The sequence below is a fragment of the Dyadobacter bucti genome, from assembly GCF_005869225.1.
Classification (GTDB): Bacteria; Bacteroidota; Bacteroidia; order Cytophagales; family Spirosomataceae; genus Dyadobacter; species Dyadobacter bucti.
Genome location: NZ_SWFP01000001.1, coordinates 1150545 through 1177501, shown reverse-complemented (window position 1 = coordinate 1177501; position 26957 = coordinate 1150545). Strand labels below are relative to the sequence as shown.

Genomic DNA, 26957 nt, shown 5'->3' with positions numbered 1-26957 from the left:
ATTTATATTGTAACAAAATTTGAATCTTTTTCACACGCCTCAATGATTGATGTTGCCTACCCCTATTTCGATACAAATCTAAGCTGGCTGTCCAATAATTACAGGTTGTTGCTGGAAGCAAACGATGAAACAGTACCGGTCAGGGAACGGCTTCGCTTTTTAGGGATTTACGCCTACCAGACCAAAGAATTTTTCAGGGTCCGTATTCCCAACCTGCTGGCGATGGGTGAGGTGAGCAACGATATCCGGTCAAAACTCAATCTCTTTCCAGAATCCTTGCTGGAACATGTGTACGAAACGGTTGAGAACCAGCTCAGAGAGTTTAATGATATTTTGATTACCGGTATCCTGCCGGCTATGCAGGAGCAGGGTTTGCATCTGTATTACAGAGAAGCCTTTGCGGAGGAGCATCTGATGTTTCTGCGTAAGTTTTTTGTGGATAAGCTCTTCCGGCACCTTCAGCCGGTTTTTCTGGAAAGCCGGCGGAGTTCGAAACTGTCTTTTTTTCAGTCTCATCAGATCTATCTGGTGGTCAGGTTGCAGCGAAAGGAGGATTCGGAAGAAGACTGGTATGCCGTTGTCAATGTTCCTTCGGAACCATTCGGCCGTTTCCTTGAATTGCCTGAGTATGAAGGAAAAAAGCATGTGGCATTTATTGAAGATGTCATCCGGGAAAATCTGCCGCTGTTATTTCCCGGATATGAAATACTTGAAAGTTATGCATTGAGGGTTGAAAGGGATACAGCGCTGGCAATTGAGGACGAATACCCGATGCCTATTGCCCAGCGGATATTAAAGCAACTGGAGAAAAGAAGTTTTGTCCAGCCGTCGCAGTATTTTTATGAGTCGGGGATGCCTTTGTATATGCGGGAATATCTGGTAAGCAAAGTTGCGATTCCACTCAACGAATTCCATGAACGCGGCCACTATGTTTACATGCAGGATCTGGCCCGATTCCCGTCCTTCTCCAGACGATTTGAGTATCCCTACCAGAAAGCAATTCAGAATCCTTCTTTGGACGAAAGCACCTCCGTTTTCGAAGCCATTCAGAAAACGGATCAGCTCTTGCATTTACCTTATCACTCCTACGAACCTATTGTTCGTTTTTTCAATGAGGCTGCCGTAGACCCGCACGTCAGGGAGATTCATGTTTCTTTGTATAAAATAAGCCCTAATTCATTTATACTGAATTCATTAATCAGTGCTGCAAGGAATGGGAAGCGGGTCACGACGTATGTGGAACTTAATACAAAACTGGATATTCAGGAGAATCTGCAGTGGTCCAAAAAAATGCGGGATGCAGGTGTGAAGATCATGCTAAGCGTTCCGGGGCTGAAAGTCCATGCGAAAATGGCATTGGTAAAAAGAAAAGTCCAGAAGGGCTGGGAACGTTATGCATTTTTGGGTACGGGAGGTTTCTACAGATTAACCAGCCGGGAAATCATAGACCATGCTTTGCTGACGAGCCATCGCGAACTGACCAATGAACTGGAGCTGCTTTTTGGCTATTTATCAACCCAGGACGAACCTAAAAAATACCAGTACCTGCCGTTCAATTCTCTGCTGGTTACCCAGTTTACCCTTCAAAAAAAGCTTCTTAAGCTAATCGACCGGGAGATCGCCAATTGCAACGCAGGATTAAAATCTTTTATTACTATCAAAATCAATCAGTTACAGGATCATATTCTGATCGATAAATTGTACCAGGCAGGACAGGCGGGCGTACCCGTTCATGTTATCATCAGTGAAAGCTGCGGAGTGATTTCCGGGCTGCCCTCGATCAGTGATAATATCATGGTGAGCCGGCATGTTGACAGATACATCGAAAACACAAGGATATTTCATTTTGGCAACCGGGGAAATGACGAGTTGTTTCTATCGTCATGTGACTGGACGCACAGGAACCTGCACCGGAGAATAGACATTTGTTTCCCCATTCTGGATGAAGATCTGAAAAATCAGATGCGGCTGGTGCTGAGAAACTATGTCAACGACAACCAAAAATCCGTGCGCCTGGATTTATACCAGAATAATTTGAGGATCCCGGATGATTCACGGGTCAAGGTACGTGCGCAGGAAGCAAATTACAGGCTAGTTGAGAAATTTGAGAAAAACGCAGGCCTCAGGAAAGGAGAATAAAGGCAATTTTAACGGCATAAAAAAATTTTACAGGGACAAAATTTCAGATAGCACTGTGAGATTTGAATAGGGCGGTTTGATCTGAAAAATAAATAAAAATCGCAGAAGTTTTGCAGCCAGGCGCGAATTCTCCTTGGGGTGTAAAGACTATATGATTATATTTGGAAGCACATCATTGTTACTCAATCCATAAAGAAATACACAACACATGGGAATAGTAGAGCGAAGAGAGCGATTAAGAATACAAGTCCGTTCGGATATCGTTAAAACAGCCAAAGAAATTGCCCGTGAAGACGGGTGGACTGCGGTTTCAATTCGCAAGATTGCTGAGGTAATTGAATATAGCCCCCCTATTCTGTATGAATATTTTGAAAGCAAGGACAAGTTGCTGGAATCTATTCGTGTGGAGGGGTTCGATTTCCTGCAGTCGGAATTTGTTAAGATAAAAGGTCATTTCAGTAATCCACAGAAACAGCTCGTAGAGGTTGCTCAAAGCATATTTAATTTTGCTGTTGAAAACCCTGAAGTATTCCAGGTGATGTTTAATCTGGAAGGTGCCTATTGCGATTCAAAACAAGCCTATTATCAGGCAATGAGTATCAAAGGCAATCCTGTATGGGAAATGATAGCAAGCCTTCGCCCGAAATCCGGCGAAATGGTCACCAAAACTTACTATGAGTGGTGGTGCCTCACTTATGGTTTTATTTGTATTACAATGACAACCCAGCCCCGTTATGCTTTCGCGCAGGCAGAGCCGGTTTATATGGAAGGCGTTCGCCGCTTTATCCGAAGTATTATGTAATGGAAGTTTGCTGGCGTATCTCTATTTTGCTCTGGTGGTAAACCTGGGAATATGGAGGTACGCTTCTTACTAACCAAGCATTACCGCCAATAATAGAGTCATGACCTATGACGGTCTCGCCACCCAGAATCGTGGCATTGGCGTAAACGACCACATTATCTTCAATGGTCGGATGCCGTTTCCGCGATGCCAGCGATTTGGATACATGCGTGGCTCCAAGCGTAACCCCCTGATACAGCTTTACATTATTGCCGATATGCGTCGTTTCGCCGATTACGACGCCGGTCCCGTGGTCGATAAAAAAAGAATGACCGATAACCGCATTCGGATGAATATCGATTCCCGTCTGGCTATGGGCAAATTCTGTGAGCATTCGGGGTAAAAGTGGTATACCGCAAACGGCGAAAAAATGCGCAAACCGGTAAGTGGCAATAGCCATAAAGCCCGGGTAAACTGCAATAACTTCCTCAATACTCACAGATGCCGGATCATTATCAGTGATGGATCTCGCATCCATCAGCAGCATTTCATAGATCCCGGGAATTCCGGAAAATATTTCGTCAAGTATTTCTTCTTTACTTTTTCCCAGCTGTGGGGTCAGCGGTTCGAGCATGCACTGGAGCTCGCTCCGCAAATCGTTATATCTTATTGAAATGTCGTTTTTGAGGCTGACAGGGCAGTCGTGGCTGATCGGGAATAAAAAATTAATCAGGTTTTGGATAAATTTCCCGGCCTTATCCCTGGCGGGAAGTCTGTACCGGTACTTTTCATTTTGCATCGAAAGGCGGTTAAAAAACAATTCCTGGTGGTTGGCTGTCATTAAAATAAATGTTAGACTTATATAGTCAGGGTTTTAACTGGCATCAATTTTGATGGAGAACAAAGAAACTCCAGTAAAAATTTAAATTCTGGTATTTCTTTGAAAAAAACGCAAAGCCGGCTCGTTTAATACAACTGATTTGTCGTATATTGAAATATCCAGTGAAGTTATAAAATACAGTAACATCTTAAGGTATATGTCGGGTTTTAAATTCCTTCGGTCTGTAATCGTTTTCCTATTCATTTCTGCATCGCTGAGCTCCTGTTTTTCGAGGTACCTCATTTCAGAAAAGCAGGTGAGGAAACATTATGCATTGAAGAAGGTAAAACCGGAAGTGCAGATTATCAAAGACGACACGCTTTCACTATGTATAGCGAGTGTGGGAGCTGATACCCTTCCGATGCTCCTGCTGATACACGGCGCACCCGGATCGCTGTGGGGCTACATGAATCTGATGGATGACGAGGATTTGCAAAAACAATTCCATATAGTATCGGTTGATCGTGTAGGATATGGTAAATCGAAACTGAAAAAGCGAAGACATGTAACATCCATCTCTATGCAGGCACGCGCTTTGCTGCCTGTGTTTTCGCTGAATAAAAGTGATCAGAAGGTGACAGTACTGGGCCGTTCATACGGAGCGCCTATAGCAGCCAAGCTTGTGTCTCTGGTTCCCGATGAGGTAAAGGAACTCATCATGGTTTCACCTGTGATCGATCCTGAAAAGGAGAGGTTTTACTGGTTTTCAAAATGGGGCCGTAATTCTTTTATACAGCTCTTTTTACCGGGCGATTTTAACACCGCTACCGCTGAGAAATACAGCCATTCCGATGAGTTGAAAAAGCTGCTGCCCGTTTGGCAAACCCTGAATGTACCTACCACAGTTATTCAGGGTGGTAACGATTGGATAGCCGACCCGACCAACATTGATTTTGCTAAAAAGCACATTAAAAGCAAACGCGCCCAATATATATTTTTATACAATGCGGGCCACATGATCACTTTTACGCACCTTTCCATGATCAAGGAAATGCTGTTGAAGAGCTTGCTTTTTCAGGATAAAATTACGGCGATTGACGTGAAACTGGAAAAGTAAGGACTATCTCACTACCTTTTTGGAAACTGATTCAACGTCATTTGCCGCCCGGATCAGATAAACCCCTTTCGACAGATTGCGCATATCAAGTTCCTCCTGCATGTTGATAACAGGCGTATCGGATGATATTTCACGAATAACCCTGCCGCTCAGGTCGATTAACTGCAATTTGATCAGCGAACGTTTTTTGCTGTAAGCCTTTACAGTCAGGAAGTCCTGGGTGGGGACGGGGTATGCTTCCACTGACATTGAAATCTCCGGGGACGTACCTGGCGTTGAAGTGATCGGGCCGCCATTTTCAACAGACTCATAAGGTGGGACTTCCACTGTTGGGCCGGGGCGATCGGTTACTTCAATGGTACCTTCCCTATAAGTTTGGGATATTATGATGCCGTCCCTCCATTCATCCACTACCATCGCAAAAAGGTATGAACCTGCTATCTCAGGAGCCTGCCACACCAGTTTTTTCTCAGCCGCCAATATCTTGAATGTGCCTGAGTTGGAAATCTCATTGGGGTATTTGTAGGCATGCTCGATCATCCTGACCCCGCAAGTCCCAGGCGATGGTTTACTCAATTTTTGTAACCGAATGCTGATACTGTCGGCATCCGCAAGTGTTGGTTTCAGGTCAACGGAAAATATCTGACGTATTCCTGCATTGAATGACAGGTAGGGCAGCGCGGGAGTGGAATTGGCCAACTGTGTATTGATCACAGTCCACAAAAAAACAAAGCTGGATCCGGAATTTTCCAGGTTCAGCATACCTGTGCTCCGGTTATCGACTGTGGAAGATATCTGATATGTCCCGGATGCCGGATAGGTGTAAGTACCGACATAGTCCGTTGCAAGAATTCCGGAATTATCTGACAAGGGTGTGGAGGAAGCTCTTTGCAGCTCGCTCGTATTGCCGTCGCCAAAACAAACCGGCACCGAGCTTTGTGCTGCCGTGGCACCTGCGCCGATCTGAGCGTCCAGATACAGACGAACTGTTATTTTATAAGTTTGTCCGTTAATATGTTCTGCTCTTATTTCGCCTCCTTTCAGGTGAGTTGCCTGGCATATAGGTGCAAGAAAAAGTATGCTGAGAAATAAAATGTAGACTGATTTCATCCGAATAGAAAAGGAAGTAGTTAATATATGTCACTACTTTTCAACGTTCAGGAGCTGCTATTTTGTATTACAGGATTGAGAAACAATTGCAGAAACCAGAGATTTTATAACCATCCGGCATAAACGATTGAATCTCAGTTAAAATCAGTCTTTGTAGATGAGTATGTTACTGGTCCCATCATTCTTGATATAACCCCGGTACATACCTTCGCTGTTAAAAGGCATAGCGAAATTTCCGTTTCTGTCCAACGCAATAACGCCTCCTTCTCCTCCTCTTTCAACCAGTTTTTTCATCACCACTTCGTCAGCTGCGTCTTTCACGCTCAAGCCTTTGTATTCCATCAGCGCAGAAATATCATAGGCCACCACCGACCGTATGAAATATTCGCCGTGTCCCGTTGCTGAGACCGCACAGGTGGTATTGTTGGCGTAAGTACCTGCGCCGATGATAGGCGCGTCGCCAATCCGTCCATATCGCTTGTTAGTCATGCCTCCGGTAGACGTTCCGGCAGCCAGATTTCCGTTTTTATCCAGTGCCACGCATCCCACTGTCCCGAATTTTTTGCCTTCCGTGAATATCAGGTCCTCCTGATTCACCGCGCCGGTTTTGGGTGATTTTTTGATTTTCTTTTCTTCTTTTGCGTCGTGGTCCAGCTCAACTTTTTCCTGCTCCCTTGCATTTTGCAAAGCTTTATATCTGGCTTCCGTGTAAAAATAGGAGGGGTCTACAATGACCTTGCCCTGCTGTTTTGCAAAAACTTCTGCCCCTTTTCCCGCCATCATCACGTGTTCCGATTTTTCCATGACCGCGATAGCCGTGCTGATCGGGTTTCGTATTGTCGTCACACCGGCAATTGCTCCGGCTTTCAGCGTTTTGCCGTCCATGATGGATGCATCCAGTTCATTTTTCCCCTCATTTGTAAACACCGCACCTTTTCCTGCATTAAAAAGCGGGGAATCTTCCATGACACGGATCGTGGCCTCGACAGCCTTCACACTCGTTCCGCCGTCTCGTAAAATCTTGAACCCGGCCTGTAGTGCCTCGTTCAGCACATTTTTGTATGCTTTTTCTTTTTCGGGCGTCATGCTGGCACTGGTGATCGTTCCCGCGCCGCCATGGATGACGAGCGTAATTTTATCCGAATAGTCCTGTGCTGACAGCGCGGACGAGACGAAGACTAAAAGCAGGAGGCAATATATGGTTTTCATGGTCTACGGATTGAATGAATTGTATCAAATCTAACATCTAAGCTCGTACTTCGGCTTGGCTAATAGTAACGTTTTTTGTTGTCGGGCCGAGCGCAGCCGAGGCCCGACAACAAAACGTTACTGCATGGTGTTTTTCTAATAAGAACACGGACGCAGTAGCAATTAATCGACCTATATCAGAGCAGGCGAAGCCGAACGCTATCCCTTCATCTGCGCTTCCACAACTGCGATAGCTACCATATTCACAATTTCCCTCACCGAGCTTCCGAGTTGTAAGACGTGCACCGGTTTTTTCAGACCCAACAATATCGGTCCTATTGTTTCCAGTTCAGCAGCTTCTTTCAGCAAATTGTATGCGATATTACTTGCCGAGAGATTGGGGAAAATAAGCGTATTTGCCCCGCCATCTACAAGGTCGCTGAAAGGGTAGTTCTCTTTCAGAAGCGCCGTGTTGAAAGCGAGATGCGCCTGCATTTCACCTTCTACGATCATAGTCGGGTTTCTCTTTTTCAGGATGGCCGTGGCCTCCCTCATTTTTTCAGCATCAGTACCGCCCGCGCTTCCGTAGTTTGCATAAGTAACAAGGGCAATTCGAGGATGGATATTGAAACGCTCCACAGCCCTGGCAGTCAGTTCGGTTATTTCTACGATCTCGTCAACGGTTGGATCGAGGTTAACGGTTGTATCAGAGAAAAAGAGGGGGCCTTTTGGAGTGAGCAAAATGTACATACCGGCCACCTTGTTTACACCATCCTGTTTTCCGATCACGTGCAGGGCCGGCCGGATCGTATCCGGATACGTACGGGTAAGTCCGGATATGAACGCATCTGCCTCTCCGTTCTCAACCATCATCGAGCCAAAATAGCTCTTGAAATAAATGGTTCTGCGGGCCTCGATAGGCGTAAGTCCTTTGCGTTTTCTTTTATTATAAAGCTTGGACGCGTACACATCAATGATCGATTCGTTTTCCTCAGCCCTGGGATCAACAATGGCAACATCTCCAAGATCAAGTTTGCTTTCTGCGATGAGGTTCAGAATCGTCTCCTTGTTGCCGAGTAAAATCGGAATGGCAATGCCCTCGTCACGCACCTGCTGGGCTGCACGAAGTACCTGAAGGTTTTCAGCATCTGCAAAAACAACCCGTTTCGGTGCAAGTTTGGCCTTGTTCAAAATAACTCTTGAAAGTTGTTCATGGAGGCCTAGCCGGCTCGAAAGCTCTTGTTCATAGGCATCCCAGTCCGTGATGATTTTCCGGGCTACTCCGGTAGCTATCGCCGCTTTGGCCACGGCTGGGGCAACCGTTGTCAGCAAACGCGGATCAACGGGTTTAGGGATAATATAATTTTTACCAAAAACGATGTTCGTTTCATTGTACGCAAGATTTACGATATCCGGACACGGTTTTTTGGTAAGGTCGGCCAGCGCATGAACCGCAGCAAGCTTCATTTCTTCATTGATCTCAGTAGCCCGTACATCCAGTGCACCCCTGAAAATATAAGGGAAGCCCAGTACATTGTTAACCTGGTTCGGGTAGTCGGAGCGGCCCGTGGCCATGATCACATCCTCGCGGGCCTCAACGGCATCCGGGTAAGGGATCTCGGGATTGGGATTCGCCATTGCCAGCACTATCGGGTCTTTCGCCATAGATCTGACCATATCTTTTGAAACGATATTGGCTGTCGAAAGGCCCAAAAATAAATCGGCACCCTGCATCGCATGTTCGAGAGAATCGTAGGCAACATCCGTAGCAAACTGCTTTTTCATGTCGCTCAGATCTGTCCGGCCATTATGGATATGCCCTTTGGTATCAAACATTGCAATGTTGGCAGGATTGGCACCCAGCGACAGGTACAGCTTGGTACATGACACCGCAGAGGCGCCCGCTCCCGAAACCACGATACGAATATCGTTGATGTCTTTTTTTACTATATAGAGGGCATTCAGCATGGCGGCGGCGCTGATGATCGCAGTACCATGCTGGTCGTCGTGCATGACGGGGATATTCAGCTCTTTCTTCAGCCGTGCCTCAATTTCAAAACATTCAGGGGCTTTGATATCTTCGAGATTGATGCCTCCGAATGTAGGCTCAAGAATTTTGACCGTTCTTACAAATTCATCTACGTCTTTGGTATTGAGCTCAATATCAAAAACGTCGATGTCCGAATATATTTTGAAAAGAAGCCCTTTGCCTTCCATAACCGGCTTGGAAGCAGTGGGTCCGATGTCCCCAAGTCCAAGCACTGCGGTGCCATTGCTTATTACGGCAACCAGATTGCCTTTGGCAGTATATAAATAGGCATTTTCAATGTTTTCTGCGATTTCGAGGCAGGGTTCCGCAACTCCGGGAGAATATGCCAGGGAAAGGTCGCGCTGGGTGCTGGTTTCTTTGGTCGGGATAACCTGGATTTTACCCGGCCGTCCTTTGGAATGGTAGAATAAGGCGTCTTCTTTTCTAATCTTTTTGTTCATACCTGTTCGACAATTATTTCTTGCTAAGGTACAAACAATCAATGCAACGCCATGAAATCCGGTGTTGCATTGGTGTTAAATTAACCCGTAATGATTATAAATCTCTGAGCACCTTGCTGCTCGACGAATGGTCGTTGTCGTTGAATGAGTGGCTTTTAGCGAGCTTTTTCCTGTGTTTTAAAGCATTTATCCTCTTTTTCAACACATGTGCAAAAATCATGTACAAGCCGAACAATGCGATATAAACGTAAAGCGAGGCGGTGTTTGTTATGTCGCCGTGAAAGGCGAAAAACAAAGTGGTGTTGAATATGGTTACCATCCAAAGGGAAAAGGAAGCCCAGAAGTGGTTGAGGCCGTTATCAATCAGGATGTGGTGCATGTGGTTCCGGTCGGCAACAAAAGGTGAACCTCCTTTGAAGATCCGGACAATAAAAACCCTCAGTGTATCAAAAATTGGAACGATCAGCAACACCATCACAATAATTGGTGCATTGAAATAGGCACTGGGATCGTGTAAGTAGCCAACATTCAGCGATAAAAACTCAACTGCAAAAATCGAAAGCAGGTAACCGACGATCAGCGACCCGGTATCACCCATGAAGATCTTGCTGGTTTTGGAAAAATTGAAACGAAGAAAGCCAAGCAGCGAACCCGACATGGCAAATGCCAGGCAGCCAAAAGAAAAATGGTCATTCAGAATAAACCAGATACCAAAACCCACGCCTGCTATCAAGGCGATACCGCCTGCAAGGCCGTCTATTCCGTCAATCAGGTTGACCGCATTAATGATCGCAATAAATATAAAAACGGTAAGAGGAATACTGATAAAGTCGGAAACGCCGTGAATTCCGAAAATACCGTAAAAGTTATCAACCTTGAAATTTCCCATAGCCACGAGGATCAGGGAAGCAAAAATCTGGATGATCAGTTTTTTGGTAGGGTCCACAGCCAGGATATCATCTTTGATGCCCAGAAAAAACAATATGATAATGCCGGTCATCGCCAGGCTGATGAGATTGGAATCCAGGATATTTTCGGAATGCGGCCATAGAAAATAGGCGATCAGCGTTGCCGCGAAAATAGCTATCCCGCCGAGGGTGGGTGTTTCTGTCTCATGCGAACTGCGAAACCCCGGTTTTGCGGTCAGATGCAGCAGATTCGACAGGTTGATGATAATGGGTATGGAGATGATCGATAGGAAACAGGCTATAAGAAAAGAGAGAAGGCACTGGTACACGTCGTGATGGATAATGTTGGTGAAGTTGCCTTCACTTAATATCTGTAGGGGTAGCTTTAATTCCATAGTGTCTGAAGCAATGAAGTTAACGTTGTGTGTATTTATTCAAATCAAAAGTCGTCATTTAAATCTATATAAAGAATATCTGAATAGTTCAAAATCAAAATTATTATTATACGGGTGATACCGTTCTGTGAACGGATTTCAGCCGATAAACTGGAAAATTTTCCGCAATGGTTTTAGCCACAATGTATAAAATCTCGGTGTCAGATTATTGGTTTTCCACGCTTTTAGATCATTTCTGTTGGCAGCCAGCCGGTTCTTCAAAGTACTGTTGCTGACTCCGCCGATCCTCATTTTTACCAGTACTTTCGGAATATATGCAATTTTGATTCCCGCTTTGTGGATCAGCCGCAGCATCAGCTCATAATCGGCCGCGCTGCCAAGGTTCAGACTGAAATTTCCGTGCGTGGCATACACATCCTTCCGGACAAAAAAAGTGGGATGCGGCGGCATCCATCCGTTCAGAAAAGCGCCGGGTTTATAGCTGCCCGAAACCCATTGTCTTTTCACCAAAGAGTCATCGGTCGAATCCACATACTGCAGGTCACCATAACATCCCTGATAATCATTTGCTGACATGATCTCGGCTACATCGCTCAAAACCGACTGATATGCATAAAAATCATCCGCATTCAGGATACCGACCACATCTCCGGAAGCCAAAGCAATACCTTTGTTCATGGCATCATAAATCCCTGAATCCGGCTCACTTACGAACTTTTGAACCCGGCTTCCATAGGATTTCACCACTTCCTGCGTGTCATCTGTCGAATTGCCATCGATCACAATGTATTCGACAAAAGGGTAATCCTGGCCTAAAACAGATTCGATGCACTGCCGGATGGTTGCAGCTCCATTAAAAACAACTGTGATTATGCTTATTTTCAACGTGTTATGTTTCTTTCTTTAATTAATTTAGCAGGGTTTCCCTGATAGATCCCGTAAGCCTCCATGTCTTTAGTCGCGACGGAATTAACTGTGAGTACGGCATGAGATTTCACGGTCACGCCCGGGCAAACTGTTGCTTTCGCGCCGATCCAGGCCCCGTTTTCAATCGTTATCGGTTTAACGATCAGGTCAAAAGTACTGCTAGTATAATCGTGGTTACCTGTGAGTAAAAGACTCCCCTGGGAGAGGCTTACATTTGCCCCCAATGTCACCATAGTGAGGTTGTCGATCCACACATTTTCACCTATCCAGGTAGCATCATTGATAACCAGAAACCAAGGGTATTTGATATTGACTTTTGGCTTGATAACTACATTCTTCCCGATCCTGGCACCGAACAATTTCAGGACCGTCCGCTTTACCGACATCGGGACCGGAAGGTAGGTATTGACAAACAATCTTGAAATGACAAACCACAGCGACCGTTTTACAAAACTGCCCGGCTGATACCAGCTGTTGTTATATCCGGACAGATTGGTTTGGGTTTTTGACGTCTTTTCCATACGCTGTCCTGAAATGTGAAATGATACTTTCCTTGTCCCTGCCTGCCCGGTAATATACCTCGTAAATTTTGGCATCCACCAGAAAGCGGTACCAGAAACCCTGAAGGAAATGCCAGATCAAACCTTTGGTACCGTCCAGAAAACCACCTTTGAAAATGTACCGGAAAATGAAATAAATAAACGGACGTGTAAAAAGCGGAAGCCCTGCATATTTGACTTTGAGGAAACGTGTGCGCTGCTCCTGACTGCCCCAGAAACTGGGATTTACGGTATCCTTACTCTCAAAATTATATTTAATATTCAATAAATCAATTACTTCCCTGATTGCGTAATGATTATGCTTTTGAGTCCACCAGGTCAGATTGTTGAGATTGTGGTCCACGATATCATTTTGCAGCTGGGCTGTGGTTCCGCTGCTCAGCTTGATATGCTCGTCCATCCAAAGCTCTTCGCAAATTCCAAGGCCGTTTCGCCACACGCGCAGCAGCCAGATCGGATAATATCCGCCCCGTCTGATCCATTTGTCCATAAAATACACCCGCCGCTTTACGTACAGACCGGAAACATCCGTGGCCATAGATGAAAGGCTCTGGTTCAGTTCCAGTGCAAGCTCAGGGGTAATGTATTCGTCTGCATCCATCCGCATGACCCAGGAGGTGGTAAACGGATTGTTGTGAATGCCGAAATTGAATTGAAATGCGTAGGAAACCCATGGATTCTGGATCACGGTCGCGCCCATTTTCCTGGCTATGACCACAGTATCATCCGTGGAAAATGAATCTACAATGAAGATTTTGTTTGTGACGGGCAGAAGGCTTTTAATGCAACGTTCAATATGCTTTGATTCATTATGTGTTAAAATGATGACGGATAAATCAATCATGCCGGGAGAATACAATATGCAATTGGGAGTTGATTAAACCTTCCAAAGTTAGGTACTTTTTTTAATCTTCTTGTATTCTTCCAATAACTGATTGGCAACTACTTTGATATCAAAATTTTCCGTCACCATATTGTAGGCGCGATTTGCAATGTCCTTTGCGTAATTTTCATCTTGTAATATTTTAAGAAGACCTTCCGAAACGCCGTCGGGGGTCAGTGGTGTGAGGTAAGCAGCATCGTACCGCCGGATGTAATCGCCGAACCCTACGCGGTCGGACACCAGTGCCGGTACTTTCGAGGTCATGGCCTCCAATACGGCTATGGAAAATCCCTCCGAATAAGATGGAAGTACAAACATATCCGCGTCTGACAGGGCTTCTCTTTTGTGGGTGTCTGTGAGCATTCCTACGAGTTTGATGCGTGCACCAAGATTATTTTCCCGGATGAAATTTTCAGTTTCGGCCTGGTAGCCATCGTCGGGCCCGGCGAGGATGAGGATAGCTTCGGGCAATTGCTCGTGAACTTTCTGAAAAGCCGGAAGCAGCAGGTCCAGGCCTTTTTTGATATTCAGCCGGCCCATAAAAAGTATCAGTTTCTGGTCCGCGCCAATCCCGTGTTTAGCCCGGAAAGTACCTTTTGCGGGCAGGTTCACATAATCCGACAGCTTCATGCCGTTGGGAACGATCACCATATTTTTGGGACGGTAGCCAAGGTAGCGGATCACATCCTGCTCTTCATCGGTGTTATTGATCTGGATCAGATCTGCTTTCCCGAGTAATTTCTTTTGGTAAAGTGCAGTCACCAGCCGTTTTTTCCATTTGCTGTGTGCTACCGCCCATTTGTCGAGCAGCCCGTGAATGGTGATGACCTTTATAGCATTGTTTGGGATCAGAAAAGGAGCAAGGCTGCCGAAATGCCAGATTCCGTGCATATGTACCACATCATATTCATGAACATGCTTTTTCAGATACTGGTACATTTCTATTGAAAACTCCCGGTAAATGTTACTCCACGGCGTCGTACGTGCACATGGAATGAGCCGCGCTCCTTCGGGGGCCGGATACATTTTTTCCCCGGGTGTCATCGGGCTCAGGATGTCCACCTGGTGTCCGCGGCTGATCACTTCCGTTGTATGATCGTAAATGATCCGGGCGGGCCCGCCGATTGCCCAGGTGTAGGCGCATATATTCAGAATTCGCATGCTTGAACTTTGTATTTGGGTAACCAAATGATTACCAGCTTAAAGTAGGTTGCCTGACAGCTTTTTGTAGCAGTTCGCCATTTCATAAGCCACAGTTTTAGAGGAAAAAGGTGCGATCAGTTTGAGCGACTCTTTTCCCATAGTTAGTATATGTTCCGGGTTATTGATAAAAAACCGGAGTGCTGACTCCAGTTGCAGTTGTTCCTCCGGATCAAAAGTAAAACCATTCACATCATTTTTAACAAGGTCTTCCGCGCAGCCGCAGTTTTCAGATACAATCACGGGCATACCGCAAACCATCGCCTCGTTCACCACCAATCCCCACGGCTCCGATTTGCTGGGCAATATCAGTACATCGCTTTTGGCCAGCCAGCCGGGTACCTGATGCCAGGGAAAGCCACCCGCAAAAATGATGTTGTCCGTCTGCCCGGAATCAGCAACCTGCGTTTCGAGGTTTTCCCGCAGCGGACCGTCGCCGACTATGAGCAATTTCCAGGATTCATCTTTTGCCGTTTTATGAACGGCCCCATAAGCCCGGATCAGCATTTCGAGGTTTTTTTCTGGCGCGAGCCGGCCTACATATATGAATTTTCGGGTGTCGGCTTCGGTACTTTTATGCGAGGGCATTTCTGACCTGGCCCTGTCATAATTTTCCCGGATCAGGTCTTCATCGATCACCGCAGCATTTCTAACAGCAATTTTCGATGGTTTTACACCCAGGCTGAGCAGGTAGTCCGCTGAGGTTTTTCCAAAACAAAAAAATGCATTCGCCCGGCTTACAATGAATTTTTTAATGTTTTCTTTAATCGCCGACCGGCTGTTGTCCATGGAAGAGGATTCCGAAGAAAGCACCACTTTCACACCTTTCACCCGCGCATAAAACATCAGCAGCACCTGCGCCCAGTCGAAATAACCCGTGATATTCAGGATTGTAGGCTGGTAATCATCAAAAGCCTTAAAAAGTGCTTTCCTTCTTTCCTGAAAACCGACGCTATCGAGGCTGCGGTCAAACAAAACCTTATAGGGATATTCATAAGGATGTTTTTCGTCATTCTGCATCACACTCCGGCTGGCTTCATGCAACGCAATATGCACCACCAGAAATTCACTTCCCGGGTAGTTTTCCTGCAATGCATGATGGATTTCGCTGAAAAGCCTCGATTTATAATGCGCCCATAATTGATTGTGAACAACAAGTATGCGCATTATTTTCTGATGTTAAGGTATTCCTGGAACAATGGGTACAAATTGTCCGCCATAAATATCTGTCCCTGGCTGTTGTAATGCACCAGGTCCATTTTCCGGTAAAGTTTGGTCGATACGCCCAGTTGCAGTTCGTTGATGAGGCGGATATTTTTTTCCTCCGCAAACTGGATGATTTCAACCCCCTGATCGTTGAAATGGCCCATTTCGACCTCGGAAATTTCCGGGTGGAGATAAATGAACATCGGGATGGAATTCACTTTTGCAATCTCGTACAGCTGTTCGTAACCAGGATTAAAGCCTATTCCCGGCTTGCGGATCCCTGCATTGTTCAGCGCTTCTTTTTGAGCGGAATCAGGTTTTACAGAATCCTGAACGGCGACATTTTCGGGCTTTTGCGTAGTTGTCTGTTCCGTGGCAGGGGTGAAAAAAATCGTGTCGAAGTAATAAAAGAATATCCAGCGGTAGCGGTCCCATAGTTCATAGAGGGCAACCTTATACTGCTTGTCGGGCCAGCCGGGGTCGATACCTACCGGACTTTGATGTGACATGATATCGTGCGCGTCGTGGCTGCTGGTGACCAGGCACATCAGTTTCGCCTTGAAAGTCCCGTATTTTTTCAGGAAGGCTGCAACATTGTCCGGCCCCCAGGACCCTGCCGAGATGTTGAGCACGCGTACCCGTTTGTCGAAGTCTTTTAAAAACCGCTTTTCAAGAATAGTGGAGGCAATGCTGTCCTGGTCGGTAAGGCTCCCCCCGTTTACAACAGAGTCACCGATGAGCAGGATCACCACACTGTCGGTGGGAAGGACTTCTTCATTTCGCATGGAATGACTGTTGGTACGGATCGTGTAGCCAAACCGTTCCACGTGCTGGTTTGGTGCATATATGTACTCAAAATCGGGATCGGATATGTAAAGCGGAGAGTTACAGAACCCATATTTTACTCTCAGTACAACTTCTGCAACTGCGGCTAAAAAAATGATCAGGACTATAAATCTGTAAAAATGCTTTAACATCGAGTGAGCGCTGTGTATACTTGAATCCGTGCGCAAATTTAGAATTACTTTTTCTTTATGGAACGATTATTTTCCCACAGGTACCGTAAACCTTATGGGGAACAGGATAGGGTGATTTCATAATTTATTCTTTTTATAAACCTTAATTTTATGAGACTGATTGAATCAAAGACCGGTATCGCAGGGGAATCTGTAAAGCTTTTTGTACATGAAGTCGGGCAGGGGAACCCGGCTGTTTTTATATCCGGATGGCCTTTAAGCCACGAAATGTGGGAATACCAGTTCAACGAACTTCCGAAACACGGCATACGCTGCATAGGCTACGACCGCCGCGGTTTTGGTAAATCGGACAAACCCTGGGACAGCTATGATTACGATACTTTGGCAGCGGACCTGAAAGCGGTCCTGGACGAACTCGATCTGAATAATGTTACACTTGTCGGTTTTTCGATGGGTGGGGGCGAAGTGGTTCGGTACCTCAGTACTTACGGAAGCGCCAGGATTGCCAAGGTCGTTCTGATCAGTTCGGTGGTTCCATTTATGCTTAAAACTGAAGACAATCCGGACGGGGTTCCTCAGGAGCTGTTTGATGGTTTTGTGAAAGATGCGGAAGATGACCGCCCGAAATTTCTGGCCGGTTTTGCCAAAAACTTTTATGGTAATACCTTGCTTAACAATGCAGTAAGCGATGAAATTCTGCAATGGCACGCATCATTGGCTTTGCAGGGATCGGGCAGGGCTACCACGCAGTGCATCAGGAGTTTCAGTGAAACGGATTTCAGAAGAGAGGTTTCATCGATCGACGTGCCGGTACTCATTATCCACGGTGAATCGGATAAGACTGTGCCCATTAAGGTAAGCAGCGATCAAACTTCGAAACTGCTGCCGGGGGCTGAATATATCGTATACGAAGGAGCCCCGCATGGCCTTTTTATTACACAAAAAGAAAGATTGAACGAAAATCTGATCCAGTTTATCAACCAGGAAGTAGTGACGATCAGTAATCCTTATTAACGTTAAAAAACAACAAGTGGCTGTATCAGACAGAAGATATCCGATACAGCCGCTTGTCATGTTTTAATAACAACGCATGGCATTTTATCCATGTTTCCAGAAAAAACTAATCAATCATTTCCAGCAGTTCGATCCGGTTTCCAAAGGGATCGCGGAAGGAAAAGCGATTTCTGCCTGGGATCGGGCTGTCATTTTTTACAGTGATCCCACTTTTTTCGAGCAGGGCGCGGGCGGCTTCCAGGTTTTGTACTTCAAAAGCAGGGTGCCTGTCCGACGAAACCACGTGGTTTTCTTCCGCGCGGATATGCAGCTGAATATCCCCCATCTGAAACCATATTGCACCTTTGGGTAGCGGATAACCCAGATCCGTCAATTCTTCCAATCCCAGCACGCCGGCATAAAAGTCCCTTGCTGCATGCTCCGCACCAACCGGTATACAGAGCATAACGTGGTCCAGCCTCTTAAAATCGATGTTCATTTTTAAATTTTTCTATTCAGAAATAAAACTAAGCCCATATTTTCAATAATCCTTCATTTTTGCCGGTTAGCGGGTCATATTCCGGCACAGGCACTTTCGCAATGTTATTCAGTGCTTGCGGCCGGTCGCCGGGTTCACCTCTGAGAATATCGTAATCGCTGCCGTTGGGATAAGCGCCCACTACTGCAAAGTCCGAAGAAGATTCCAGCTTTTTATGCCCGACACCGGCCGGGATTACCAGAATATCCCCGGCGGATACCTTTATTTTTTCACCGTTTTCCCCGCCCATATGCAGCAGCGCATCACCGGCATACACACCCAGTACTTCATGCGAGATGCTGTGGTAATGATGGTATGTAAAAACACCATTTCGCCAGGAATTAGTCCATTTGTTTTCGGCAAACCGTTCTGCGAGCCAGGCAGCGCCTTTCAGTGATCTTTCTGCAAATGCATTTTTATATACCAGGAGCGGGAATTTGCTATTCGGGATTTTTCCGTCGTCCTTAAAATAAAATGTTTCCGGTTGCTGGCTGTTCATGATCTTAAAAATTAAAGTTTCCTTAAATGCCGGGAATTTATTGTGCCAGCGGTCCGCGGCTCACTTCTTTTCCGTTTTTCCATACGGCACTGATCTTTCGCGTGTTTTTAATGTCTTTTACAGGATCTGCATCCAGTATGATCAGGTCAGCCTTCTTGCCTTTTTCAATAGTTCCGTACTGGTTGTCAATCCGGATCGCTTTGGCTGCGTTGCGGGTGCTGACGGTGATGGCCTGCAGGGGTGTCAGTCCGGCTTGTACCATCAGTTCCATTTCCAGGTGTTCGGTAAAACCCTGGGTGCGTACGGGAAAGGCACCGGAATCTGTGCCCAGGGCCACGGTAATGCCCGCGTCGTAGATTTTTTTGAGGTTTTTGAGCGCTGTTTTGAAGGCGGCCATATTCTGGGAATATTCCGGTGCATTTTTGATCTTTTCACCGTAGCCAGGATCTGTGATCATTTCAAATACGCCTGGTTCCAGTGATTTTTTGAAAAATTCATCAGTAACCCAGTCCGGCTTGCCTGCGTACACAAACTGGTATTCGTCCAGGGACAAGGTAGGAATGTAGATCACATTTTTTTCTTTCATTTTTTTCAGAAGATCTGCATCCACTTCTTTGTCGCGGATGCTGTGGGCGATGATGTCAATCCCGGCTTCGGTGAGGAGGCGCGCATCTTCCGCATAAAACAAATGCGCGGCAACCCGGATGTTCCTTTTGTGGGCCTCCCTGATAATAGCCTTGTAAATTTCCGGCTTCATTTTCATTCCGCCGCCGTGATCGTCCACCCACATTTTTACTACATCAGGCTTTACCTGTGCGAGCTTTTCCATCATAGCAGGGACGTCTTCGGGTGTTTCCGGGCGTAGCAGCAAATTCATCCAGGATGCTGGCGAATTCGCAGGAGTATTGAACCCGTATCCTGCCGAAAACATGCGCGCACCCGGAAGCTGGCCTGCTACCGTAGAATCCCGGAGCCCGTTTTCGAAAATCAGCGGACGGTCGGTACCCATGACGAGCACTGCGCCCACACCATAATCCTGGTATTTTTTCAAATGCCGCAAAATGTTCTCGCGTGTATAATTTTCCGCAGTGGATGTGGTTCCTTTCAGGGTGCCCACGTGGGCATGTGCGCTGATCAGGGCTGGGATAACTGTCTTTCCTTTCAGGTCGATTTCCCTGGCACCTGCCGATTTAATGCCTTTGCCGATGCTTTCAATATTTTCGCCCCGGATCAGTATATCCGTCTGCGGACCCGGCGCGGAGCCGGTCCCGTCTATCAGTGACACGTTTTTCAAAAGTATGGGTGCAGTCCCTTGCGTGAAAGCGGGGGCGCCGACTGCCAGAAGTGCGGATAGTTGCAGGCATTGAATGATCCTTTTCATATACATCGGTTAAGGTGGTACAGGATTTGCGATTGTGAAATTAGGAACCTGAAAATTAACAGTAAAGTCCCGGGTATATTCATCATCACTAAATTTTTATTGCCATGACAAAATATTCAAAAAAGGCCGGAGAAAAAGTAGAGGAAGCCTTGCACGAGCAAAAAGAAGGAAAGCTGAAAACCGGATCAGGCAAGAAAGTTACCTCAAAAAAGCAGGCCATTGCGATCGGGCTTTCGGAAGCACGCAAGGAAGGGGCCAAGGTGCCGGAGAAAAAAGACTGACACGGTAACCCTCCAAAATTCTCGTCTTCTGATGCAAAAACGCCCAGCTTGTTCTCTTGGGGCAATAAAAGTGCTGTCTCCGCTAAGGGTATTGGCAGTAACATAATTAAATAAATACTATATTGTAACGTCATAAAGCCGTACACGGACGACGCTATAAAATAGGAAGGCATTTAATCATGAATATTCTAAGGAAGGAGCTGTTTAAAATTGTTCAATCGAATGAGGCAGTTTTTAACATAATACAGGATGCAGCAACACACGGACTATTCATCTTCGATTATTTTGAACATCAGGATCATTGGGCCGACAAAAAACTGTCGATTACATTAGGAGTTGATCTGACACCGGAAAATGAACAGATACCCCATGCTTTATACAGCCAGCAAAGCCTTGAAAGATATCGCCGGGAGGCGTATCTGAGCTTTGAAAACGAAAGGGCTGCTGAGTTCACCAGAGAAATTCGCCTGACGGTCAACACGAGATCCTTGCTCCTGGAACTTACATCCTGGGTGGTTCCCAATCCGGAAGGCACCAAAAAGTATATACTTACAGGTGCGCGGCTAAACGATGTCGTGCAGCAGCCTACCAATACCCAGCTCTACGAAAGTTTCCTCAACAGCCATTCCATCTATGTCATAGGAATCGATCTTGACGGGAATTACCTGTATGTAAACGATCATTATTGCAATTTTTACGAAATAGAACCCACTGAAATACTGGGGCAATCGTCCCTGCAGGGGATTATAGCGCAGGATATTGAAAAATGTGTGTGGGCAGGAAAGCAATGTCTCGCCAATCCAGGAAAACCACAGCTGGTGCTGCTCAGGAAGGTATCCAGAACCAATGAAGTAAAGTCAACCCAATGGGAGTTGACCGGGTTAGCGGGTGCAGACGGCGTGGTGAAGGAAATATTGTGTGTGGGCTACGACATTACCAGGAAAGTGAAAGTGGAGGGCGATCTGTCGGTGCTGGTTTCAAACATGCAGGATGTCCTCTTTACGATTACACCATCGGGTATTTTCAGCTACGTGTCGCCCAGCTGGACCGCCATGTACGGATATTCGGTGCAGGAGACTATAGGCATGCCGTTTTCTGCTTTTGTCCATCCCGACGACTTTGAGATTTGTCTCCGCGCTTTAAATGAAACCGTGAAAAACGGTTCTCCGGTTCCGGGAGGTGTGGAGCACCGTATACTGCACAAGGACGGGAGCTGGTCGTGGAGCAATACTACGGCAAATGTGGATGAATTGAGCGGGGAAATCGTGTTGACGAGCCATGATATTACCGAGCTGAGGAATTCAAGGGAGAAGTTAAAGGAACTCGCTTTTGTTGCTTCAAATACTACAGATTATATTCTGATCACAGACCATAGAGGGCTGATCACCTGGGCGAATAAATCTTTCGAGCTGTATACCGGTTATGAAAGTGCGGAAATAACAGGGCTGAGGCCAACGGATATTTTGTCCGGCACAGAGACCAATCAGTGTACGATAGGACGGATATTTGAAGAATGTAAGCGCTACAAAATCGTAGAGGAAGAAATTCTCTTTTATAAAAAGAACGGTGAAAAATACTGGATAGATCTGAGGATCATCCCGATCATGAACGATGAAGGCGTATGCACACATTTTATTTCGGTGGGCCGTAACATTACGCTTCGGAAAAAATCGGACGACGAGCTGAAAAGGATCAGAGGCATGCTGGAACAAACCAACAGCATTGCCAGGATCGGTGGATGGGAACTCTATCCCGACAATGCCGAACTGAGCTGGTCGGATGTGACCAGGGAGATTCATGAGGTGCCCGCTGATTACAAGCCGGATATTCACGGAGCCATTGCTTTTTATAAGGAAGGAGAAAGCCGCGATACGATCACCCGGGTGGTGAAGGAAGGCATCGCAAAAGGTACGCCCTGGGATGTGGAATTGCAGCTGGTTACTGCCAGAAATAATGAATTGTGGGTCAGGACGATCGGGAAGGCCGAAATGGTGGAGGGCGTATGCGTCAGGATTTACGGGGCGTTTCAGGATATAACGAGAAGGAAGCAGTCGGAAATGGAAATCCTGCGCTCCGAAGCGAAATTCCGGAGCCTGTATGATTCTACCAATGACGCTGTAATTCTTTTCAACTGTAATGGTTACCTGGATTGTAACCCGGCCGCTTTGAAGCTGTTCGGCCTCAAGTCCGTTGATGAGCTGCTCAGATTGCCGCTGGGCGGCCTCACAGGGGAAGGTGCGCCCGGTTATGCGACAGGTGACACCTCCCGGCATTATACCGGCGAAGTGTATGAAAAGGGCAGCAGCAGCTTCGAGTGGGTTTACAAGCGGTTCGGGCAAAACAGCGACGAAGTTTTTGTGGCGGAAGTATTGCTTAACCTCATCAATATCAATGACCAGCAGATCATTCAGTCGGTCATACGTGATATCACTATCCGGAAACGGGAGGAGCGTGAACTACTTGAGGCCCGTGAACAAGCCGAGGCTGCCAGCAAGCTGAAATCGGAGTTCCTGGCCAATATGAGCCACGAAATCCGCACGCCCCTCAATGGAGTGGTGGGTTTTACCGATCTGCTCATGAAAACCAACCTGGATGATACCCAGCAGCAGTACATGTCTATGGTTTTTCAGTCGGCCAATTCGCTGCTGGACATTATCAACGACATTCTTGATTTCTCGAAAATAGAGGCAGGCAAGCTAGAACTGACGTTTGAAAAAACCGACCTGCTGGAAATAGGCGGGCAGGTTGCAGACATGGTAACCTACCAGGCCCAGCAAAGACAGCTGGAAATGCTGCTCAACATCGCGGCCGATATTCCCCGGCTGGTGTGGACGGATTCCATCCGGCTGCGGCAGATACTCGTGAACCTGCTGAGCAATGCCGTCAAGTTTACATTAAAAGGCGAGATCGAACTTAAAGTGGAACTGCTGGGAAAACCAGCTGAGAACGAGTTCAGTTTCAGGTTCTCGGTGCGTGATACCGGGATAGGGATAGAGCCCCAGAACCAGCGTAAAATTTTTGAAGCATTCTCTCAGGAGGACTCTTCGACGACCAAGAAATTTGGGGGTACCGGTTTAGGGCTTACCATTTCAAACCGGCTGCTGGGGCTCATGGACAGCAAACTTCAGCTCATCAGCGAGTCGGGCGTAGGCAGCACCTTCTTTTTTGATGTGACGTTCAGGGCTGTGGAAGGGGAGGACCTTTTTGTTTGGGAAAATATCGACGACATCAGGAAAATACTGATCGTGGACGATAACGAAAACAATGGCCGTATCCTGAAAGAAATGCTCGATAACAAGAACATAGCTTCTGATTATGCAGGCAATGCCGATGAGGCTTTGATGCAGCTGGCCACAGGGACGGAGTATGACGTAGTCCTGATGGATTACCAGCTGCAGGGCCCCGACGGTATAGAAACGGTGAGGAGGATCAGGGGAATTGATAACGGACGTTTTACCGACCTGCCCGTTATCCTGCTGAACGGTTCCATAGAAGAGGAACAACTGAATGCCGTGAAGGATGAGCTGAACATTCACCATTTTCTGGTGAAGCCTGTGAAGATACGGCAGCTTTTCAATACACTTTCACAGCTTACCAGCCGGGCCGAACCGGGAGTTTTAGTTGATGTAAAAAGAGATGGAGTGAATGATGATCATGAAAAGCATCCTGAGGAGATTTCTGTTCTCATTGCCGAAGACCATAAGATCAACATGCTGCTGGTGCAGACTATGCTCAACAAAATTCTCTCCAATGTTGTCATAACCGGGGTTGCGAATGGAATAGAGGCGATCCGGGCGTTTCAGGATGTGAAGCCGGACATCATATTCATGGATATCCAGATGCCCGAAATGAATGGCTACGAGGCTACCGGGGAAATCAGGAAGCTGGAAAAAGGCAGCCGGGTGCCGATCATTGCGCTCACAGCCGGTACGGTGGTAGGCGAGCGTGAAAAATGCCTGGAAGCCGGTATGGACGACTATCTCACCAAACCGGTGCTGAAAGACACACTCGAAGCAGCGATCCGGAAATGGCTTGTGAAGGCCGGAATATAGAAGGATAACTTATGGATTTTGTGACAATAGCCGGGTTGCGACAAAGGTCGCGGCCCGGCTATTGTCCGTTTGATAATTGTCTGAAAGCCGACAAATAATTGCCTCGTTTACGGCTCCGTCCTCGCCTGGCGCAGACCTGGGATAATGTTTAAAATTGCCGGAAACTAATTTTAAACAAGAACTTTATGGTCAAAAAACACTTTACACTCCGACTAACGGCAGTTTCTTTCCTCACTTTTCTGTCGCTTTTCCTCGCCAGCTTTTCTTGCCAGGATCATGAGCCGGAGCCGCCAAGGATATTTCCGGTTATTAATACCCTGAATGTAGTGCGGACAAACGATGAGCCGAGTTTCCAATATTCAGTACAGTTTCAGGAATTGGGGAACCAGCAAATTGCTGAATATGGAGTAGTTACTTATGCTGGTTCCGCCAACGAAAATCCTGCGCCAACAATCCAGGTGGTAAATAATGTTAAAGGACGGAAATACGACTTCAGTGGGCCGGGCTACATGCCTCCAAGTCTGGATGTAAAATCAATCGTTCGACAATACGATGGCCCGGCAGGCCAGATCAGACTTTTTTACCGCGCCTATGCAAGGCTGGCAGACAATTCCGTGGTATACGGACAAGTGAAGTTTGTTGATTTTAGTATTGCGCCGCAATTGGCAGAAATCACCACAGGTATTGTTGCGCAATCGCCAAGCCCAACCCCGAATGTTACTTTCACAATGACGGTAGACGAAGTGGGCAATGTCCCAGTCGTGAATTATGGAGTGCTGTGTGTGTTCAGGCCTTTACCTTATAACGGCCCTATCATTGAGCCCGGTTTTGCTGACGTAAAAATTGACTTTGATAAGCCTTTTGTCAACGGACAGATCAATCATACTTTTAATTATAATCCTAATGCGCCTGAACGTGTGTTCTTCCGCGCCTATGCGATTCTGGAAAACGGGACGATTGTTTTTGGCAATACTAAATTTACGGATTTATTCTAGGAATAGATCAGTCATAACTTTCCGAAGTCGAATTGATCCAAAATATAAGTGCTTTTAGTTCTGACATTAGAGGTGATAAATGGTTTAGGTTCAGAAAGTTCTGCAAAAAGGGTCGCTTGTATCGGGCGGCCCTTTTTTGGTTTATACCCTTAAATAATTGATCCGACGCCGATGGATAATTGCCCCGGCCCTGGGTTGCGACAATGTTTAAAATTGCCGGAAACTAATTTTAAACACGATTATTATGATCAGAAAACACTTTACACGCCGACTCACGCTTGCTTCTTTCCTCGCTTTTCTCTCACTTGTTTTCGCAAGCTTTTCCTGCCAGGATCATGAAGTGCCGGAACAGCCGCAGCAACCGGAGCTGGCAACAATCAAAACCGTGAGCGCTGTTTATGGCGGCGCAACAAATATATTTTCCTATACCGTTCAATTTGAAAACCTCGGTAACGTGCCTATCATAGAGTACGGAATTGTATCTTATGCGGGAGAAACTGATGAAAGCCATGTGCCTGATGTACCCGCAGCTCCGTATGTTTTTCCATTTTATGAAAGGCAATATGCATTTGCAATGCCTGCGACGCTGAATGCCGCAACAATTGCGCGTGCCTACGACCAAAAATCGAACACTCCCACCAGGCTTTTCTACCGGGCGTACGCGATCCATAGCAACAATGCGGTAGTATATGGAGAGGTGAAGTTTATTGATTTTTTAAAGAACCAAGATGCTATTATCAAACCTGTTATCCAAACCCTTGACGCGTCGAAAGGTGATGATAGTGATTTTATCGCATACTCGTTAAAATTTGACGCAATCGGAAATATACCAGTTACCGAATACGGCATCGTCATTTACCAGGGAAAACCCAACGAACAGCAAACCCCGGAAGTGCCTACAAACGACCCTCTTGAGAAAAAATACCCCTACGCCGAAGCCGTCAATCTCGATGTAAAAAACATTATCAAACAATACGACGGCCCCACCGACGGCCCCATCCGCCTCTTTTACCGCGCCTATGCAACCCTGAATAATGGGGACGTGGTGTACGGGGAGGTTAAGTTTTTAGATTTTGAGATCGTGGTGAAGCCGGTGATAAATACTTTAAATGCAGATGTATCCCCGGATGGGCCGAATAATTTCAATATTACATTTCAGATTCAGTTTGCAAATTTGGGGAATAACCCGATTTACGAATATGGTATCGTGTCAGACTATGGGCAACCCGGAGAATCAAAATATCCTGATTTCCCAATTGCTGGAATTGAAGACCGTTTTATTATTGATTCATCATTTGACACATCGATCCCACTTAATATAAATTTAGAAATAAAAACCAGAGACAGAAGCTTTGCCAAGTCACCGACAACGTATAGGCATTTTTATAGGGCTTATGTTAAATTTGGTAATAATCAATATGTGTATGGGGAAACCAAATTTATAGATTTCATTGCACCCTAACTTGGTGTTCTGCGAATCGATTAAAGGTTGTTGCCGCGACTCTCGTCAAAAGCAA

The 26957-nt window shown here is 46.3% G+C and carries 22 protein-coding genes; 8 read left to right on the top strand and 14 right to left on the bottom strand.

Going from position 1 to position 26957, the window contains the following annotated elements; genetic code table 11:
• Positions 1 to 42: 42 nt before the first annotated feature.
• Together ppk1 and FBF61_RS04335 are read left to right on the top strand one after the other, a co-directional pair.
• Positions 43 to 2139, top strand: a complete 2097-nt coding sequence (gene ppk1 / locus FBF61_RS04340; protein WP_138475920.1) for a polyphosphate kinase 1 — start codon at positions 43 to 45, stop codon at positions 2137 to 2139.
• A 208-nt stretch (positions 2140 to 2347) separates the two neighbouring features.
• Positions 2348 to 2941 carry a TetR/AcrR family transcriptional regulator gene (locus FBF61_RS04335; RefSeq protein ID WP_138475919.1) on the top strand — a complete coding sequence of 198 codons (594 nt, stop codon included), beginning with the start codon at positions 2348 to 2350 and terminating at the stop codon, positions 2939 to 2941.
• On the opposite strand, the gene epsC is transcribed toward FBF61_RS04335, so the two are convergent.
• The gene (gene epsC, locus FBF61_RS04330; protein WP_138475918.1) at positions 2934 to 3761 is read right to left on the bottom strand and encodes a serine O-acetyltransferase EpsC; all 828 of its coding nucleotides are present in this window, start codon (positions 3759 to 3761) and stop codon (positions 2934 to 2936) included. The two genes, FBF61_RS04335 and epsC, sit on opposite strands and share 8 nt — an antisense overlap.
• Before the next feature lie 196 nt (positions 3762 to 3957).
• Between epsC and FBF61_RS04325 the strand changes: the two genes are divergently transcribed.
• Positions 3958 to 4857: an alpha/beta fold hydrolase gene (locus FBF61_RS04325; RefSeq protein WP_138475917.1), complete on the top strand. Its 900-nt coding sequence runs from the start codon at positions 3958 to 3960 to the stop codon at positions 4855 to 4857.
• A gap of 3 nt (positions 4858 to 4860) precedes the next feature.
• Here FBF61_RS04325 and FBF61_RS04320 read toward each other — a convergent pair whose 3' ends face one another.
• From FBF61_RS04320 to FBF61_RS04275, 10 genes are all read right to left on the bottom strand, one after another.
• Positions 4861 to 5967 (bottom strand): T9SS type A sorting domain-containing protein, encoded by a 1107-nt coding sequence (locus tag FBF61_RS04320; RefSeq protein ID WP_138475916.1) that lies wholly within the window; start codon positions 5965 to 5967, stop codon positions 4861 to 4863.
• A gap of 144 nt (positions 5968 to 6111) precedes the next feature.
• Positions 6112 to 7176: an isoaspartyl peptidase/L-asparaginase family protein gene (locus FBF61_RS04315; RefSeq protein ID WP_138475915.1), complete on the bottom strand. Its 1065-nt coding sequence runs from the start codon at positions 7174 to 7176 to the stop codon at positions 6112 to 6114.
• A 198-nt stretch (positions 7177 to 7374) separates the two neighbouring features.
• On the bottom strand, positions 7375 to 9645 hold the full coding sequence (locus tag FBF61_RS04310; protein WP_138475914.1) for an NADP-dependent malic enzyme: 2271 nt from the start codon (positions 9643 to 9645) through the stop codon (positions 7375 to 7377).
• A gap of 94 nt (positions 9646 to 9739) precedes the next feature.
• Positions 9740 to 10948, bottom strand: a complete 1209-nt coding sequence (locus tag FBF61_RS04305; RefSeq protein WP_138475913.1) for an MraY family glycosyltransferase — start codon at positions 10946 to 10948, stop codon at positions 9740 to 9742.
• A 138-nt stretch (positions 10949 to 11086) separates the two neighbouring features.
• Entirely contained in the window at positions 11087 to 11833 is a 747-nt protein-coding gene (locus tag FBF61_RS04300; protein ID WP_138475912.1) for a glycosyltransferase family 2 protein, read from the bottom strand.
• On the bottom strand, positions 11830 to 12396 hold the full coding sequence (locus FBF61_RS04295) for a WcaF family extracellular polysaccharide biosynthesis acetyltransferase (RefSeq protein WP_138475911.1): 567 nt from the start codon (positions 12394 to 12396) through the stop codon (positions 11830 to 11832). The genes FBF61_RS04300 and FBF61_RS04295 overlap by 4 nt, the downstream gene beginning before the upstream one ends.
• Entirely contained in the window at positions 12353 to 13279 is a 927-nt protein-coding gene (locus tag FBF61_RS04290) for a glycosyltransferase family 2 protein (RefSeq protein WP_138475910.1), read from the bottom strand. Before FBF61_RS04290 ends, FBF61_RS04295 begins: the two co-directional genes overlap by 44 nt.
• Positions 13280 to 13327: 48 nt before the next feature.
• On the bottom strand, positions 13328 to 14479 hold the full coding sequence (locus FBF61_RS04285; RefSeq protein ID WP_138475909.1) for a glycosyltransferase: 1152 nt from the start codon (positions 14477 to 14479) through the stop codon (positions 13328 to 13330).
• Positions 14480 to 14518: 39 nt separating this feature from the next.
• Positions 14519 to 15685 carry a glycosyltransferase family 4 protein gene (locus tag FBF61_RS04280; protein WP_138475908.1) on the bottom strand — a complete coding sequence of 389 codons (1167 nt, stop codon included), beginning with the start codon at positions 15683 to 15685 and terminating at the stop codon, positions 14519 to 14521.
• On the bottom strand, positions 15685 to 16701 hold the full coding sequence (locus FBF61_RS04275; protein WP_138475907.1) for a hypothetical protein: 1017 nt from the start codon (positions 16699 to 16701) through the stop codon (positions 15685 to 15687). Before FBF61_RS04275 ends, FBF61_RS04280 begins: the two co-directional genes overlap by 1 nt.
• Before the next feature lie 150 nt (positions 16702 to 16851).
• On the opposite strand from FBF61_RS04275, the gene FBF61_RS04270 reads away from it, so the two are divergent.
• Positions 16852 to 17715 carry an alpha/beta fold hydrolase gene (locus FBF61_RS04270; protein ID WP_138475906.1) on the top strand — a complete coding sequence of 288 codons (864 nt, stop codon included), beginning with the start codon at positions 16852 to 16854 and terminating at the stop codon, positions 17713 to 17715.
• Positions 17716 to 17821: 106 nt separating this feature from the next.
• On the opposite strand, the gene FBF61_RS04265 is transcribed toward FBF61_RS04270, so the two are convergent.
• The 3 genes from FBF61_RS04265 to FBF61_RS04255 are packed head-to-tail and all read right to left on the bottom strand — an operon-like array spanning position 17822 to position 20112.
• A complete protein-coding gene (locus FBF61_RS04265; RefSeq protein WP_138475905.1) occupies positions 17822 to 18193 on the bottom strand; it encodes a VOC family protein in 372 nt (123 codons plus the stop codon).
• Between the two features lie 28 nt (positions 18194 to 18221).
• Positions 18222 to 18731 carry a cupin gene (locus FBF61_RS04260; protein WP_138475904.1) on the bottom strand — a complete coding sequence of 170 codons (510 nt, stop codon included), beginning with the start codon at positions 18729 to 18731 and terminating at the stop codon, positions 18222 to 18224.
• 37 nt (positions 18732 to 18768) lie between these two features.
• Positions 18769 to 20112 carry an amidohydrolase family protein gene (locus tag FBF61_RS04255; RefSeq protein WP_138475903.1) on the bottom strand — a complete coding sequence of 448 codons (1344 nt, stop codon included), beginning with the start codon at positions 20110 to 20112 and terminating at the stop codon, positions 18769 to 18771.
• 104 nt (positions 20113 to 20216) lie between these two features.
• Here FBF61_RS04255 and FBF61_RS34450 point away from each other — a divergent pair, with 104 nt between their 5' ends.
• From FBF61_RS34450 to FBF61_RS04240, 4 genes are all read left to right on the top strand, one after another.
• Positions 20217 to 20393 (top strand): DUF6496 domain-containing protein, encoded by a 177-nt coding sequence (locus FBF61_RS34450; protein WP_166444418.1) that lies wholly within the window; start codon positions 20217 to 20219, stop codon positions 20391 to 20393.
• Between the two features lie 179 nt (positions 20394 to 20572).
• Positions 20573 to 24445, top strand: a complete 3873-nt coding sequence (locus FBF61_RS04250) for a PAS domain-containing hybrid sensor histidine kinase/response regulator (protein ID WP_138475902.1) — start codon at positions 20573 to 20575, stop codon at positions 24443 to 24445.
• Positions 24446 to 24630: 185 nt separating this feature from the next.
• Entirely contained in the window at positions 24631 to 25440 is an 810-nt protein-coding gene (locus tag FBF61_RS04245) for a hypothetical protein (protein ID WP_138475901.1), read from the top strand.
• 244 nt (positions 25441 to 25684) lie between these two features.
• Entirely contained in the window at positions 25685 to 26902 is a 1218-nt protein-coding gene (locus tag FBF61_RS04240; RefSeq protein WP_138475900.1) for a hypothetical protein, read from the top strand.
• The last annotated feature ends 55 nt before the right edge of the window (positions 26903 to 26957 follow it).